This window comes from Cohnella cholangitidis (genome assembly GCF_014107495.1).
GTDB classification, from domain to species: Bacteria; Bacillota; Bacilli; order Paenibacillales; family Paenibacillaceae; genus Cohnella; species Cohnella cholangitidis.
The window spans coordinates 6012435-6028409 of sequence record NZ_CP041969.1 but is presented as its reverse complement, the minus strand read 5'-3'; the positions used below and the strand labels follow the sequence as shown (position 1 = coordinate 6028409).

At 53.9% G+C, this 15975-nt stretch carries 10 protein-coding genes; all 10 read right to left on the bottom strand.

Features of this window, described 5'->3' with window-relative positions; genetic code table 11:
* Window positions 1-7 precede the first annotated feature (7 nt).
* Window positions 8-2488 carry a DNA gyrase subunit A gene (gene gyrA / locus FPL14_RS27645; protein ID WP_182300737.1) on the bottom strand — a complete coding sequence of 827 codons (2481 nt, stop codon included), beginning with the start codon at window positions 2486-2488 and terminating at the stop codon, window positions 8-10.
* A 185-nt stretch (window positions 2489-2673) separates the two neighbouring features.
* Window positions 2674-4647: a DNA topoisomerase IV subunit B gene (gene parE, locus FPL14_RS27640; RefSeq protein ID WP_182300736.1), complete on the bottom strand. Its 1974-nt coding sequence runs from the start codon at window positions 4645-4647 to the stop codon at window positions 2674-2676.
* A 58-nt stretch (window positions 4648-4705) separates the two neighbouring features.
* On the bottom strand, window positions 4706-5695 hold the full coding sequence (locus FPL14_RS27635; protein WP_182300735.1) for an ABC transporter permease: 990 nt from the start codon (window positions 5693-5695) through the stop codon (window positions 4706-4708).
* Window positions 5688-6653 carry an ABC transporter ATP-binding protein gene (locus tag FPL14_RS27630; protein ID WP_182300734.1) on the bottom strand — a complete coding sequence of 322 codons (966 nt, stop codon included), beginning with the start codon at window positions 6651-6653 and terminating at the stop codon, window positions 5688-5690. Before FPL14_RS27630 ends, FPL14_RS27635 begins: the two co-directional genes overlap by 8 nt.
* Window positions 6654-6762: 109 nt before the next feature.
* Complete coding sequence (locus tag FPL14_RS27625) at window positions 6763-7494, bottom strand: GDSL-type esterase/lipase family protein (RefSeq protein WP_182300733.1); 732 nt, start codon at window positions 7492-7494, stop codon at window positions 6763-6765.
* 177 nt (window positions 7495-7671) lie between these two features.
* Window positions 7672-9471: an ABC transporter ATP-binding protein gene (locus tag FPL14_RS27620; RefSeq protein ID WP_182300732.1), complete on the bottom strand. Its 1800-nt coding sequence runs from the start codon at window positions 9469-9471 to the stop codon at window positions 7672-7674.
* Window positions 9468-11282, bottom strand: a complete 1815-nt coding sequence (locus FPL14_RS27615) for an ABC transporter ATP-binding protein (protein WP_182300731.1) — start codon at window positions 11280-11282, stop codon at window positions 9468-9470. Before FPL14_RS27615 ends, FPL14_RS27620 begins: the two co-directional genes overlap by 4 nt.
* A gap of 24 nt (window positions 11283-11306) precedes the next feature.
* Window positions 11307-11435 carry a hypothetical protein gene (locus tag FPL14_RS30430; RefSeq protein ID WP_267875393.1) on the bottom strand — a complete coding sequence of 43 codons (129 nt, stop codon included), beginning with the start codon at window positions 11433-11435 and terminating at the stop codon, window positions 11307-11309.
* Between the two features lie 105 nt (window positions 11436-11540).
* Window positions 11541-15269 (bottom strand): dynamin family protein, encoded by a 3729-nt coding sequence (locus tag FPL14_RS27610; protein WP_182300730.1) that lies wholly within the window; start codon window positions 15267-15269, stop codon window positions 11541-11543.
* Window positions 15266-15934, bottom strand: coding sequence for an endonuclease III (gene nth / locus FPL14_RS27605; protein WP_182300729.1), 669 nt, complete (start codon window positions 15932-15934; stop codon window positions 15266-15268). Before nth ends, FPL14_RS27610 begins: the two co-directional genes overlap by 4 nt.
* Window positions 15935-15975 lie beyond the last annotated feature (41 nt).

Here is a 15975-nt window from a genome sequence, read left to right as displayed (position 1 = left end):
TACCGAACTATTGGGTCAACGGTTTGCGGAACGCTTCCGTCAGCACGTCTCCCCGGTCGACCGCCGTCATCAGCTTGCCTTGACCCTTGCGGTCGTCTATAGGCGCGCTCTCGGAATCGAATTCCGATACCACACCGCTTACCGTTAAGACGAGCAAGCTAACCGTTTCCTTGACGTGGAACGCCGAGATGAGCTTCGTACCGTTCGGACGCACCCGTTTACCCTCTTTGAATTCGAAGGTTTGAATGCCTTTGCCGCCCCTCCCCTGCTGCGGATAATCGAGCAGCAGAGAACGCTTGGCATAACCGTAATCGGATAAGACGAGAATCTCCCCCTCGTCTCCCTTGACGGGAATGGCATCCGCCAAATGATCGCCGTCTCTGAGCGTGATCCCTCTCACTCCGCCGGCGACTCTGCCTTGCAGGCTGACTTCCCCAAGGTTAAAGCGGATGCTCATTCCTTGCTCCGTAACGAGCAGGAGATCGTCAGGCTGATCGGAACGGAATACTTTCACGATCTCGTCCCCGTCGGCTACCTTGCACGCCGCGATCGCCATGCTGCGAGACGTGGCATAGTCGACGAGAGGCGTACGTTTCACTTGTCCGCGCTTCGTGACGAACACGAGCGTAGAGCCGCTGGCGCCGCCTTCTTCTCCTTCGTTAACGGAAGGCGCGAGATCCGCCGTCTTGGCCGTTATTAGCCCGACGATCCGGTCATCCTTGGCTAGAGGAAGCAAATTGACGATCGCCGTCCCCGTCTCTTTCCATTTGAATTCCGGAATTTGATGAACGGGAAGCAAATAGTAGTATCCTTTCTGCGTGAAGAGCAAAAGCGGATCCAACGTATTCATGTTCATGCTCCATCGAATGACGTCGCCTTCCTTCACCCCGGCGCTTTCGATTTCGCCGCCCGAACGGGTAAAGGAGAGCAGGCTGGTCCGTTTGATGTAACCTTCGCGGCTCAGCGTGATCAATACCTCTTCCGCCGGTACGGTTACTTCAAGGTTGACTTTGATTTCCTCTACTTCGCCCTGAATGACGGAACGGCGGTCGATACCGTACTTGTCGCGGATTTCCGTCAACTCTTCCTTAATGACGTTCATCAGCTTGCGCGGGCTTTCGAGGATCGCTCTTAATTGGGCGATCTTCTTCAGCGTATCGGCATGCTCTTTTTCGAGCTGGGTGATCTCCAGGTTCGTCAAGCGATACAATTGCAACGTTAGAATCGCATCCGCTTGCCTCTCGGAGAAACCGAATTTCGCAACCAAGTTGTTCTGCGCGTCCATCCGGTTTTTCGAGGCTTTGATCGTCTCGATAATTTGATCCAACAGATTCAGCGCTTTAACTAAACCTTCCAGGACGTGAGCGCGATCCTCCGCCTTCTCTAGATCGTACTGGGTACGGTGCGTTACGACTTCTTTCTGGTGCTCGATATAGGCATCTAATATCTGCTTGATCCCAAGCTGGCGCGGCGCTTTGTTTACGATAGCGACCATATTGAAGTTATACGCGGTCTGAAGATCCGTCTTCTTGAGCAAATAAGCCAAGATGCCTTCGGCGTCGACGTCTTTCTTCAGCTCTACGACAATACGAAGTCCGTTTCGTCCGCTCTCGTCCCTGACTTCGGCGATGCCTTCGACCTTCTTCTCCATACGGAGATTATCGATGGCGTTAACGAGCCTTGACTTCACGATCTGGTACGGGATTTCCGTGATTACGATTTGCTGCTTGCCGCCTCGCATGTCCTCGATGGCGGTTTTGGAGCGAATATAGATTTTTCCTTTGCCGGTTTCGTAAGCTTCGCGAATTCCATCCCCGCCCATGATCAGGCCGCCCGTCGGAAAATCCGGGCCCTTCACGATCTCCATCAGTTCTGGAACGCTCATGTCCGGCTTATTCATGACCGCGATGCAGGCGTCGATAATCTCGCGTAAATTGTGCGTCGGAATTTCCGTCGCGAAGCCTGCGGATATTCCCGTCACTCCGTTCACGAGCAGGTTCGGATAACGGGAAGGGAGTACGACGGGCTCCTTGGTCGTGTTATCGAAATTGTCTTTAAAGAGGACGGTCCGTTTCTCGATATCCCGCAACAATTCCATGGAGATATTCGATAGCCGCGCTTCCGTATAACGCATAGCCGCAGGAGGATCATCGTCCATCGAACCCCAGTTGCCATGGCCGTCGACGAGCAAATGCGCCATTTTCCAAGGCTGGGCCATCCGTACCATACCTTCGTATATCGGACCATCTCCGTGCGGATGGTAGTTACCCATGACGTCTCCGACCGTCTTCGCCGATTTGCGGTACGGCTTGTCCGGCGTGTTACCCGAGTCGTACATCGCGTACAGGATCCGCCGTTGAACCGGTTTCAATCCGTCGCGGACGTCGGGAATCGCCCGGTCCTGAATAATATATTTAGAATAGCGTCCGAAGCGGTCGCCTACGACCTCCTCCAGAAATGCCGGTAAAAACTGTTCAAGTAGGCTCAACTACGTCCCCCCTAAATGATGGCTATTGCTGCAAACGGTATTACGAAAAAGGTTGCCCCTTCCACCGCGGTTAAAATCGAGGTTGCCTGTATCGGACCATGCGGGAGCAACTCGATTTTAAAGGCGGCCGTAAACTTTCCAGGGGCAATCCTTTTCCTCCACACCTGACGCAATCGAAGCCCTATTTATTCCTCGTACTCCGTGAAATCCACGTTCTCGATGATCCAGCGCTTGCGAGGGTCGACCTTGTCGCCCATCAGCGTAGATACCCGGCGCTCCGCTTTGGCGGCATCCTCGATCTGCACTTGCAGGAAAGTACGCGTCTCGTAGTTCATCGTCGTTTCCCACAGTTGATCCGGATTCATCTCGCCAAGACCTTTGTAGCGTTGAAGCTCGGCGCCCTTGCCGATTTCCTTCATATAATTGTTCAGCTGGTCGTCGGTCCACGCATAGCGAACCGTCTCGAGCTTCCCGGATTTTCTCGTCAGCTTATACAACGGCGGTTGGGCGATGAACACCTTGCCCGCATCGATCAACGGCTTCATATACCGATAGAAGAACGTCAACAGCAGCACTTGAATGTGCGCTCCGTCCGTATCCGCGTCGGTCATGATGATGATTTTCGAATAGTTGCATTCTTCGACGTCGAACTCCGAGCCGATGCCGGCGCCAATAGCCGCGATGATCGCTTTGTATTCGTCGTTCTTCAAGATGTCGACTAGCTTGGACTTCTCGGGGTTCATCGGTTTGCCCTTCAACGGAAGGATCGCCTGATACTTGGAATCCCGTCCTTGCTTGGCCGAGCCGCCCGCGGAGTCCCCTTCCACGATGAACAGCTCGTTGCGCGAGCTGTCCTTGGACTGCGCGGGAGACAGCTTGCCTCCAAGGCTTGCGCTTTCGCTGCGCTTTTTGCCGCTGCGGATTTCCTCGCGGGCTTTACGCGCAGCTTCGCGTGCTTTGGACGCTTGAATCGATTTGCGGATCAACAGCTGACCCACTTGAGGATTTTCCTCCAGGAACACGGTCATCTTATCGGCGACGATCGCGTCGACCGCGCCGCGGGCGGAGGCGCTGCCGAGCTGGTCTTTCGTCTGGCCGACGAATTCCACTTCCGACATCTTGATATTGATAACGGCCATTAGCCCTTCGCGAAGATCGTTTCCTTCGAGGTTTTTTTCCTTCTCCTTAAGCTGACCCGTCTTGCGGGCATACTCGTTCAAGACTCGGGTGTACGCCGTCTTGAAGCCCGTCTCGTGCGTACCGCCTCCGCGGGTCGGAATGGCGTTGACGAAAGAAGCTAACGTCTCCGTATAGCCGTCGTTGTACTGCAAGGCGATTTCGACTTCGATGTCGTCTTTCTCCGCCGTGAAATGAATAACGTCATGCAACACGGATTTTTCTTCGTTAAGGAATTGTACGAACTGGCGCGCTCCGCCTTCATAGTGATAAGTATCGGATTTGCCGCTGCGCTCGTCTTTGATATTAACCTTCAATCCGGAGTTCAGGAAGGCGATTTCCTGCAGCCGTTCCGACAGCGTGTCGTAGTTCATGCTAACGTGTCCGTGGAACACTTTAGGATCTGGCTTAAAGGTCACTTTAGTTCCGGTCCGGTTCGTGTTGCCGATGACTTCAAGACCGGTGACCGGCTCGCCGACGCGCTCGATCCCTCTGTCGTCGACCCACGTTTCGAATCTCATCTTATGTATTTTACCTTCGCGGTAAATCTCGACCTCTAGCCATTCGGACAAGGCGTTCGTGACGGATGCTCCTACTCCGTGCAATCCGCCGGATTTTTTATAGCCCCCGCCTCCGAATTTTCCTCCTGCATGGAGAATGGTGTAGACGACTTGCGGCGTCGGTATGCCGCTCTTGTGCATGCCGGTCGGGATGCCGCGTCCGTTATCGACAACGGTAACGGAATTGTCGGAATGAACGGTTACGTCGATACGGGAGCAAAATTTAGCCAAATGCTCGTCGACGGCGTTATCGACAATTTCCCACAGCAAATGATGCAAACCGGATGCCGTCGTGCTTCCGATATACATTCCCGGTCTTTTGCGGACCGCGGTCAAGCCTTCCAAAATCTGAATATCGTCCGCGTTGTAATCGCTGCCCGCGGTAGCCGTGTTTTCAGTAAAAAGATCGATTTGTTCGGTCACGAATGGACCTCCTTGCTCATCTCTTGCGCTTGCAAGCGCAAACGCACTACCGTTTATTCTAATTCAAGATGTCTTGCTTCGTAAAGACAGTGAATGAAACGATAAGCGCGGCAACTCCCCAAATGCCTAGAATCACCAGCGAAAATCCGAGCGTCATGCCTTCGATCGGAGGCGGCGTCCCCCTTAAGTATGACGATAGCTCCAGGTTCACGTTGAACAAATATTTGGCGCTCTGCCAAGAAGAAGCCATATTCGACAATATCGTTCCCGCGATGATCGTTGCCATCATCGTGACGAAGCTCGCTGCCGTGCTGCGTACGAGCACCGATACCATCAATGCGATAATGGCTACGACCATGGCGGAAAACCAAATGAGTCCCGTCTGCATCAACAAGTAGACGCCTTGCGTGACCGCATGAACCCCGGATGTATCCACGTCGGCTCCTTGAACCTTAAACCCGACGAATACCGGTTCTCCCCAGCCCTTATAACCGAACACAAGGCCGGAGATCAAATAACAGAGCACGACCGTCGTAATCATAATTAGAGAAACGTAAAGCGTCAGAGCCGCCAGCTTGGAAAATAAAATCCGCCATCTGCGAACCGGTCTCGTCAGCAGCATCTTGATCGTCCCCGTCCCTCGCTCCGACGATACAAGATCGGAGGCGATGGCAAGCACCATCAACGGGACGAATAAAGTAACGGCGTTGTCCATGAATCGGCGCGTAAAAGTAACGCCGTTCGGCGACTCCGGATTGATGTCGTGATCGAGGTAATACTGCAGTTGCTGCACGAGCGCTCTGCGCCACTCTTTCCATTCTTCCGGAATTCTATCGCTGCTGAGGGCATTGGTGTTGTCCGTAATCCGGCTTTGCAGCTCGGTCCGCCAGTCCGCGTGGAACTTCTCGGCGCTGTTCTGGGCTATCTTCATTTGGGCATAGACGAAGATCGGAATAAGAATAAGCAAAATAAGGACGACGACCGCAAAACGTTTCTTTTTCCATACCTTTATCGTCTCGTTCTGGATTAACGCAAGCAGATTAGCCAATTTTCTCCCCCTCCGTCAACTTCAAGAATAGCTCCTCCAAAGATGGCGCAACGCGCTGAACGGAATGAATGGAGATTCCCGCGGCAACGAAACGATTCACCCATTCGCTTACCCGGTTCTCGTCCATAATCGTAATAATGGGATCGTGAAGGCCGGATAACAGCGACTCGTCGATCCGATGATCGTCATCGGGTACGAGCTGGACGTCTTGTTGCTCTCCGAGCATTCTCTTCGCATCGTTCGGTCGGTTGACTTGCCATACCGTATAAGTGCCAGCCTGGGATACCAGCTCTTCGACCTCTCCTACCGCGATCACTTCGCCGCGCGCGATAATCGCGACGCGATCGCACATCAATTGGATTTCGCTCAAAAGATGACTGGAGATGAACAAGCTCATGCCGGTCTCCGCTAGCTTACGAATAAATTCCCTCAGTTCTTTAATTCCCTTCGGGTCCAAGCCGTTGGTCGGTTCGTCCAGAATCAGCAATTTAGGTTTGCCTAGCAACGCTTGGGCGATGCCCAGACGTTGTCGCATGCCTAGAGAATACGTTTTGACTTTATCGTGGATTCTTTGGTCAAGCCCTACGATATCGACGACTTCCTGAATTCTGAACTCCGTAATTCCCGCTTGCATCCGGGCAAAGTGCTCGAGATTTTCCCAACCTGTCATGTAACCGTACATCTCGGGATTTTCGACGATGCACCCGATATGGGAGAGCGCCTTATCCGGATGAATACCGATATCGTCTCCGCATACGACGATCTTGCCCGCCGAAGGCTTTATCAGGTCGACCAGCATCCGGATCGTCGTCGTTTTCCCTGAGCCGTTCGGCCCAAGGAAACCGAAGATTTCACCTGCATACACGTCGAACGATACTTCGTGAATGATCTGTTTGCGTCCGATCGACTTCTTAAGCCCTTGAACGGACAATACCGTTTCCTTAGTCTTTGCGCTCATCGAATGAACACCTCCCGCCGATTTTATTGCAGCGCCTGCACGATTCTATCCGATATTCGCTCGTAGCCGAATTCATTGGGGTGAAAATGATCCGAAGACAAATAACGTTTCAAATTAAATTCGAACAAGTCGTACGTCGAACGACGGTCGCGTTGCCGTCCGCTTTCGCCAATGCGAACGCATAGTCGTTCCACTCCGCTACGGTATTGCTTGCCGGCACCATTTCGGGTAAATCGTAAAATGCATTATATAGTCCGACGTAAATAATGCGAGCGCTAGGGTTGAGTGCTCTAATCTTGTGGAATACCGTTTCTAACCGCGGCTGCGCATCGGGCAGCCGCTCGGATAAGAGCTCCGGCGACAAATCCCCGCCCTCCGCCATGGAACCGCCGTTCTGGGCGATCTGGAACAAGTCGTTGCCGCCTATCGTCATGAGAATAATGTCGGCTTTGCCGAGCGCGTTCCTGTATCCGACCTCGTCCAAGCGGTTCATGAGCTGATCCGCCCGTTGACCGTTAATCGCCATATTGTTCACCAGATAGACCGGCTTGTCCATTTGCTCGGACAGAAGGTCGATTACGCGCGTAACGTAACCTTTTCCCGTCGCGTCCCCAGTACCTTTCGTTAAGGAATCGCCAAGCGCGGCAACGTACAGCTCGTTTTTGGCACTCCAATCTCCGCCCGTAGCCACCTCGGGCTTCGCGGTTGCCTCGGGCAAAGCCAGCCCCGTTTTCGGAAACCAGGTATCCTTAAGCGCCCAACCGAATCCCGTGACCATAACCAATAAGCAAACGAGCGTAGTCCATCCTAATATTCTCCACAACCAGGAAGACGACTTCATGCTGTTCCCCCAATCCCGTCATTTCGGACAAAATCCGATGAATCGCTTATTTTTCCAGCCTGCTTCTTTCCACGATAACGGTTTCGTCGGCATTTTTCAAATAGCCGCAACGTCAAAAACCGTCCAACCAGCGAATAACTTGCTGATTGAACGGCTTGATTAAGCTCATGAATTGGATTATGCCGATAAGAATCGATATTGCGCGTCCACCAAATTCCGATAATGGCCGGGACGTTTCATTAATTCGTCGTGGGTTCCTTTGTCCACGATCTCCCCATGATCCAATACGACGATGAGATCGGAATGGCGAATCGTCGACAGCCGATGAGCGACGATGAAGGACGTTCTGCCTTGCAGCAGCGTGGACAGCGCCTCTTGGATTCTCAGCTCCGTCTCGGTGTCGATGCTGGCCGTCGCCTCATCCAGCACGAGAATTCTCGGATTCGCCAAGAGCGCCCTTGCGAAGCTAAGCAGCTGGCGTTGCCCCACGGATAGAGCATTCCCGCGTTCTTCTACCTCGGTGTCGTAACCGTTAGGCAATTCCGCGATAAAATCGTGAGCCCGGACCGAACGAGCCGCGGCTTCCACTTCCGCGTCGGTAGCGTCGGGCCGTCCATACCGAATGTTATCCCTGATCGTTCCGGAGAAAATAAACGTATCCTGAAGCACGATGCCGATCTGGGAACGCAAGCTCTCGATCGTAACGTCTCTCACGTCCATTCCATCCAACAGTACTTTTCCTTCTACCGTATCGTAGAAGCGGCAAAGCAAGTTCACGATAGTGCTTTTGCCAGATCCGGTATGTCCGACGAGCGCGACCGATAATCCGGCTTTCACCTCCAGATCGACGCCGCGAAGCGCCGGACGATCGGATTCGTAACCGAACGTTACGCCCTCTAGTTTGACGTCGCCCTTCAGGCTGGACAGCTTAACGGCGTTTTCCTTCTCCGGCACGGCCGGTTTCTCGTCTATAAACTCGAAAATCCGTTCCGCGGAAGACATCGAGATTAACAGCTGGGAGTAAAGGTTCCCGAGTCTCGTAATCGGTTCCCAGAAGCTTCCTACATAAGTAATGAAGGCTACCAGCACGCCTACAGTCATCGCTCCGGACTGGATTAAGTAAGTTCCGTACAGCAACAAGACCAACGTTCCTACGGCTGAAGTAATTTCGATTACGGGACCGAACAACTGATTGAGAGCCGAGGCTCTATTCCACGACCGGATGTTGCTTTTGTTCATGCCGTCGAAAAAGCCGATATTTTCTTTCTCTTGCGCGAACGCCTGCGTCACGCGAATTCCTTGGATGCTCTCGTTGAGATGGGAGTTAATCCGGGACTGCTTGATCCGAACGACTTGCCAAGCCATGCGGATTTTTTTGCGCAGCGCCGAAGATACGATGAACATTAACGGAACGGTTATCATGATGGCAAGCCCGAGCTTCGGTTCCATGACCAGCAATATAATCGTGATTCCGATAAGTTGAACGATATCGATGACGGAGTTCACGACTCCGTTGGTGAACATATCCTGCAAGGAGTTCACGTCGTTCGTTACCCTCACGAGAACGGAACCCGCCGGCCGTTTGTCGAAAAAACGGAACGACAACGATTGGATATGACGGAACAACGCCGCCCTTAAGTCGAAAATGACCTTCTGCCCGATTTCGTTCGTCTGTCGGATCGTGTACTTTTGCGCCCACCATCGCATAGCATACATCACGAGCATGGCGGCTACCAGGCCGTACAAGAGGCTCGTGCTGCTATTGCCGTCCTCGGGATGGATCGCTTTATCGATCGCCATGCTCATGAGGAACGGAATCGCCAGGCGGGATAACATACCGAACACGGTCATGACGAACACGACGCGGGTAACCGCCGACTTGTAGGGCTTAACGAATCCGATCAACCTTCCGACCTGTTTCCAGTTAAAAGGCTTTTCGATCAATTCGTCGTCTTGATATACGAATTTGCGGCTCATCCCGTCACCCGTCTTTCCGCTGATCGATCTGCCGAGTCGTCGGTGTCTAGCGCCGATTGATCCAGTTCGTCCGGCCGATCCGCGTATTGGATTCTGTACGTTTCCCGATACAAGCCCGGCTGACGGACTAACCGCTCGTGAGTGCCGCGTTGGATCGTATGTCCTCGGTCCAGCACGATAATCTCATCGGCGCGGCGAAGCGAAGAAATCCGGTGAGCGATCATGAATACCGTGCGTCCGGCCATAACATGGCGGATCGCGGTTTGGATCTCGTTCTCCGTTTCCATATCCAAAGCGCTAGTAGCATCATCGAGAATTAAGATTTTGGGTTTGCCGAGCAGGGCTCTGGCAATCGCGATCCGTTGCTTCTGGCCTCCCGAAAGCCCCATTCCGCGCTCTCCCACGATCGTATCGTAGCCTAGCGGAAGTTCGCGGATAAATCCGTCCGCTTGAGCTAACCGCGCGGCTTCTTCGATCTCCTCTTGGCTCGCTTCGGGAAACCCGTAGCTGATATTCTCCTTGATCGTCGTAGAGAAGAGGAACGACTCTTGGAACACGATCGCGATTTGGCCGCGCAGGCTCGCCAGATCGATATGCCTTACATCGACGCCATCCAGCGTGACCGAACCTTCGCCAACGTCATACGCTCTTAGTAGTAATCCGACCGCGGTCGATTTACCCGAACCGGTGCCTCCCAGCAAGCCGATAACGGAGCCCGCAGGAGCGTCGAGGTTAAACCCTAGGAGCGCGGAAGGCAGATCGTCGCGATTCGTATAACGAAAGCTTACGTCCTCGTAGCGAATGTGACCCTTCACGGCGTCCCCGTCCAGTTCAAGGCAGTTTATCGTATTTTTCACGGAAATCGGTTGATTCAGCAGCTCTAGCAGCCGCTCTCCGGAAGCTTTCGATTGCGTGTAGTTGTTGATCTGAAATCCTAGCGTCCATAGGGGAGCTACGATAAGGCCGAGCATCCCTGAAAGCGCGACCAAATCTCCCAAAGACAACGATCCGTTGATGACCCGCCATCCTCCGACCAGAAGCAATGCCGCGACGCTCAGATTGGCGATAAATTCGATCAGCGGGAAATATTTAGCCCAGACGCCCGCTAACTGCAGGTGATTATCCCGATAATCTACGTTTTCTTTCACGAACTTGTTGATTTCGAACGGCTCGCGGGCAAACGACTTAACGGTTCTTACTCCCGTAATATTTTCTTGCACGCGAACCGTTAGACGGCCGACGGCCGAACGAATCGAACGAAATACCGGATGAATATTTTGTTCGAACCGGATGGCGACGTAACCGAGAATAGGAATCATCGCGAACGTCATTACCGTTAGCTTCCAATCGATGAAGAACATCATCGTGAAGCCGAAAACAAGCAGAAATCCCGTGTTCATCAGTTGGGCGAATCCGAATCCGATAAAGTTCCGAATCCCTTCGATATCGGCCGTCAGGCGTGACATCAAATCCCCGGTCCTGGCTTTGTCGTAGTAAGAAAAAGATAATTGCTGCAGCTTCTCGTAACAGCCGTTGCGAAGCCGATACGCTAGCCTGTTGCCAAGACGCCCTCCGCTAAAGCCGTGCAAATACTGAAAGCCGGCTTTCACGAAAATAATGCCTACTGCCGCAAGCGACAAACCGAGAACTCCCGAATACTCGCCGGGAACGATCATGTCGTCGATCAGCGTTCTGAGCAGCAGAGGATACACCAGTCCGAGCGCGGTTGCGATCGCAAGCCCGACTACGGACCCCCATAGAAATCCTTTATCTTGCCAGTAATACGATTTCAGTGCCTTAAAGATATCCAATTATGGTCCTCCCCTCACTGCTTTCTACGGCAGTGTAGCGTAATCGATTTCGCCCGGCAAACGCGCTATGCGGTCCTTTTCGGCACTACGTTGGAAATTAGCCGCTTGAGGGCGAGGAATGCAACGATATTCTCCGATATCGTCGCTTTTCATACCGAATATCCCCTACTTGATACGGTTATCGGAGGAAATGTACGGCAAATAAAGAAAAGGCCCCCTCCTATCCCAAAGACGATAGGAGAAAGCCGATTATGGATGTTAATGCCTGATTTTACGCCACTGCTCTTGCAAATCCGCCAATATTCGTTCTTCCCCGGGTTCCCGCAGCGTTTGGCTCATGCTTAGCGCGAACGCGGCCAATTGCTCGGACCATTGGAGAGAAGCGGTGCGAACCGCTTCGTGAAGCGTGTTTTCGGTATCTGCGTTCCAGCGCTGCTTCAGCTTATCCAGCTCCGTGTCCATTACCCTGAACAGGACTTCGTACAACTCTTCTCTAAGAGCTGCTGCTCCTTCTTTCTCGTAGAAATGCTTCGGAGAACGGAATGCCCCCCATAAGTGTTTCGTCTCGAAAGTCGGTCCGTTCACGAATACTTCCGGCAACGGCAGCTCTAATTGGACCCGCTCGGCCGATTCCGGGGAGAAGCCTTCCCGTTCCATTTCGGCCAAGCCCGACAAAGCGCCTAGCGCTTTCTCCGCGAGCGTCTGGATCGTCCCTTCCAACCGAAGCCCTGCCGACCTAAGCTCCTGCAGCAGATCTTCGCTTAACGAGCGTTTCAGATCTTCTCCGCACGCTGGAAGCAACTTCTTCAAATCGCGGCCGTCGTCCTGCAGCACGGAAGGATGGAACGCCGATTGAAAATGCTCTTTGAACCGGAATTTAAGCCTTTGCCGTACATGGTAGAGCTGCTCGCTAATCTCTTGATGCAGAGGCTGCACCGTAGCCGCAGGCACATTGTCCGCGCCTTCGCTCTGCCAGCGCTGCGCTTGTTCTCTTAGGCGCGCAGCTTTCGATTCCCTAGTGGAGGCGTCCGCGTTAGCCGATTGAAGCCAGCTATCGAGGAGCTTGTCGACGCGGTCTAATTCTTTGTTCGCGGAAGCCAGCGCGAGTCCGCCGAGCTCCTCCTCGGAGAATGCCCGGAAAGCCCGCTCGAAATCGGCGATTCCCGAAGATTGCAAAGACTCCGCGTTGCGGGCTTGCTTCGCTTGCAAGCCGTTAAGGCTGGAAACCGCGAATAACCTCGGCTTGCGAATGCCGTGCTTGAGAAGCTGCGTGCCCACGTGCTCTCGCACGGCATCCAGCTCCGCTTCGGAGGACGCGAGATCAGCGGCGTTAATGATAAAAAACATTTTATCGAGCTCGAATACGTCCTTCACGTTTCCTAGCTGATTTAAGAACTCTCTGTCCGCTTCCGTGAAAGCATGATTATAATAAGTCACGAATAGTACCGCGTCCGCATTCTTGATATATTGGAAAGCCACCCCCGTATGACGGGCGTTGATGGAATCCGCTCCCGGCGTATCTACGAGCACCGCTCCGCTGCGGGTAATCGGGGAGTCGACGAACAAATCGATCTCCGCGACGAAACAAGAAGCCCGCTCTTCCGCGGCGAATCTCCGGTACTCCTCGTCTCGGACGGTAAGCCTCTGGCCGAGCAATGGACCGTATTCGCTCCAGCCTTTGGCTGCCGCCGTCAGGAATGCCAAATGCGGCCTTCCGCGCGGATGGAGCTCGCTAGCGGATATCGGATCCTTAAGCGCAAGCAGCCTCGGGACATCCGTTCCCGCTGCTTCCAGTTTGTCCTTGGCCACGCCGATCCTCCCGAGAGAGTGGCGTATATCCTCCAGGAAGCCGTCCGACGTCTTCATTGCGACGAGCGCGGTACCGTCGACAAACTCGGCCGTAGGCGCGACGATCCGGTTGATCGTTGCCGTAGTCGGATTCGGGGAAACAGGCAACGCGGATTTGCCGACGATCGCGTTAGCGAACGACGATTTACCGGCGCTGAACGCTCCGAACAATGCGATCGTGAAGCTTCGGTTCTTGAACTTCTCCGCTTTCGCTTGCAGGCCGTCGGCAACGCTGCGAAGCGCAGGTACCTTCGAGAGCAGCGCAGCGGATCGTTCAAGCATATCCGCCGCTCCGTGCGGCGTTCCGAGTCGTCCGGCGTGCTCGGATGGTGTCTCTCCGGCAACATAGTTGCCATCGTTAGCGACTGAAGAACTAGTATCCGACATTTGCGCGTTGCCCGACGGACTTGCCGCGGATGCCGCGAAGTTGTCGATCTGATCGGTACTTACAGCAACCGGAGACGGCAGCTTGACGTCCGCGTAACCTGTATTTGCCGGCAACAAACCCAATAGGCTTTGCTCTTCCGACCGTTCCTCCTGCTCCAGCTTATGAATGGCGTTGGCCACCTCGTCCTTCTCCGATAGGCTGGCAAGCTGCCGATGCAGAACGTCCAATTCGGCGTTAACGTCCGATTGGAAACGGCTCTGCAGATCGTCTATCCATTGGAGCGCGGATTTGCGATAAGCCGATTTGAGCTCCGTGCTGATTTCGGCCGAATAGTGCAGAATAGCTTGGCCTTCCGCGCCCGCGCCGGGTTTCACGAGATCTCGCAGCCAGACGGAAGCGACCGGCTTGAAGCAGGCGGCAATCGACGATTCGAGCTCTTCGCCCCGCAGACCGGATCGTTCGGCTTCCTTCCGCAAAATATCGATCAAATGTCCGGTCACGTGCGCGGACACTTGACGGTTAAAATCATCCTCCAACCGCTCCAATCGGGCGGTTCTTTCCGCTTCCGTCTTGGCCGCGCTCGAGAGCCAGCCCACCTTGAAGCCCGGTTGCATCGCCGCAAGCACATCCTGCGCCTTCTCGCGAGTCTCGGCGGGAGTCAGATTGGCGTTGTTCAGCAGTTTATCCATTTCCACTCTGACGCGTTGCCGTCGCATTTCGCCAGCCGACTCCAGCTCCGCTACGCTCTGTTCAAGCGAGTTCCTCATCAGTTGGCGCCGCTCTGCCTCTTCCTCGTCTCCGAGCCGGCTCTGCAGCGATTCTCTCGCGCTTCGGTTATGGGCATGAAGCGTTTGCCGGAACTGCTCCGCGAGATGGTGCGCGGAACGCTCCGCGCTTATTAACATTAAAGGCGTCGCCAAAGGCTGAAGGTCTCTCATAAGCTCCAAAAGCTGCTCCCATTGGGAGAGCGGGTGATCAGGCTGTCTCAGGGACAAGAATACCGTTGCGGCGGGCTCGATATCCCAATTGCTCAGGGCTTGCCCAAGACTATCGCGGAACTCCGTAAAAGAAATCTGGTCCTCGCGATGCTTATCGATCTGGTTGACGATCAAATAAGTCGGTTTGCCCCATCTCGCCATACTGCGCAGGAATCGGAAATTAACCTCCGATTGGACATGGTTATAATCGGTAACATAGAAGACGACATCGGCTAGATGCAAGGCGGATTCCGTTGCGGCCCGATGGGCTCCGTCCGTCGAATCCACTCCCGGCGTATCGACGATCGCCATCCGTTCGCCTAACAGCGGAACCGGATAAGACACTCGTATTGAAGTAACGCCTTCGCCATCGACCGCGAAATCGTGAAGCTGTTCGACGGGAATGGTCTTGGACGGATGGACCGTGCCGTTCGCGTCGCGGAATACGGTCTCCGCCCGCGGCTCGCCGTTCACGACCGTAACGACGTTCGCGCTCGTTGGAATCGGCGACGCCGGAAGCAACGAGGCCCCGCACAACGTGTTGACCAACGTCGATTTCCCAGCGGAAAAGTGACCGCAAAAGGCGACCGTCATCCGGCCGTTTTTCAGTTTTTCGGACAACTCGTTGAATTTTTCCGCCTGTACGGGGTCGTTGTTAGCAGCCGCTCGTTCAGACATCTTCGTAAGCGATTGACGAAACAAAGCGATTTCGGACGATTGCTGTTCATCCGATAGCGCTGTAGGTATTGGAGCACTTATGGCGTTATTACTCACGAGGATACGCTCCTTTTCTTCAAAGCCGCCTTCATACGGGACTTCCCTTCTTTGCAATGCTCTAAGATCGGACATAGGTCGCATTTCGGATTTTGTGCCTTGCAATGATACCGTCCGAAGAAAATGAGCCGGTGATGCGTGATCGTCCACTCGTCGCGAGGGACTTTGCGCATCAGCTTCTTCTCCACTTCCAGTACGGAATCTTCTGTTTTCGCTACGCCTAGCCTCTTCGAAACGCGCTCAACATGCGTATCGACGGCGATCGCGGGGACGTCGAACGCGTTGGACATCACGACGTTTGCCGTCTTCCTGCCGACCCCGGGCAGCTCCGTCAATTCCTCGTGCTTACGGGGAATTTCGCCGCCGTGCTTATCGATCACTAGTCGGCATAGTTTCTGAATGTTCGCCGCCTTATTGCGGAATAGTCCGATTCTGCGAATATCGTTCTCCAACTCCTCGAGCGGCACGTTCAAGTAATCTTGGGGAGTGCGATATTTATCGAATAAAGAAGCCGTCACCTTATTGACGGTTTCGTCCGTGCATTGCGCGGACAGCAGAACGGCGATCGTGAGTTCGAACGGATTGCCGTGGTTCAGCTCGCAATGCGCATCCGGGAACATCTCGCCGATCGTGTCCAACACTTGCCTTAACGTTGCAGCGTTCATAAGCTCTCCTTCGGGAATAGAAATTCATAACAAGTGTACCG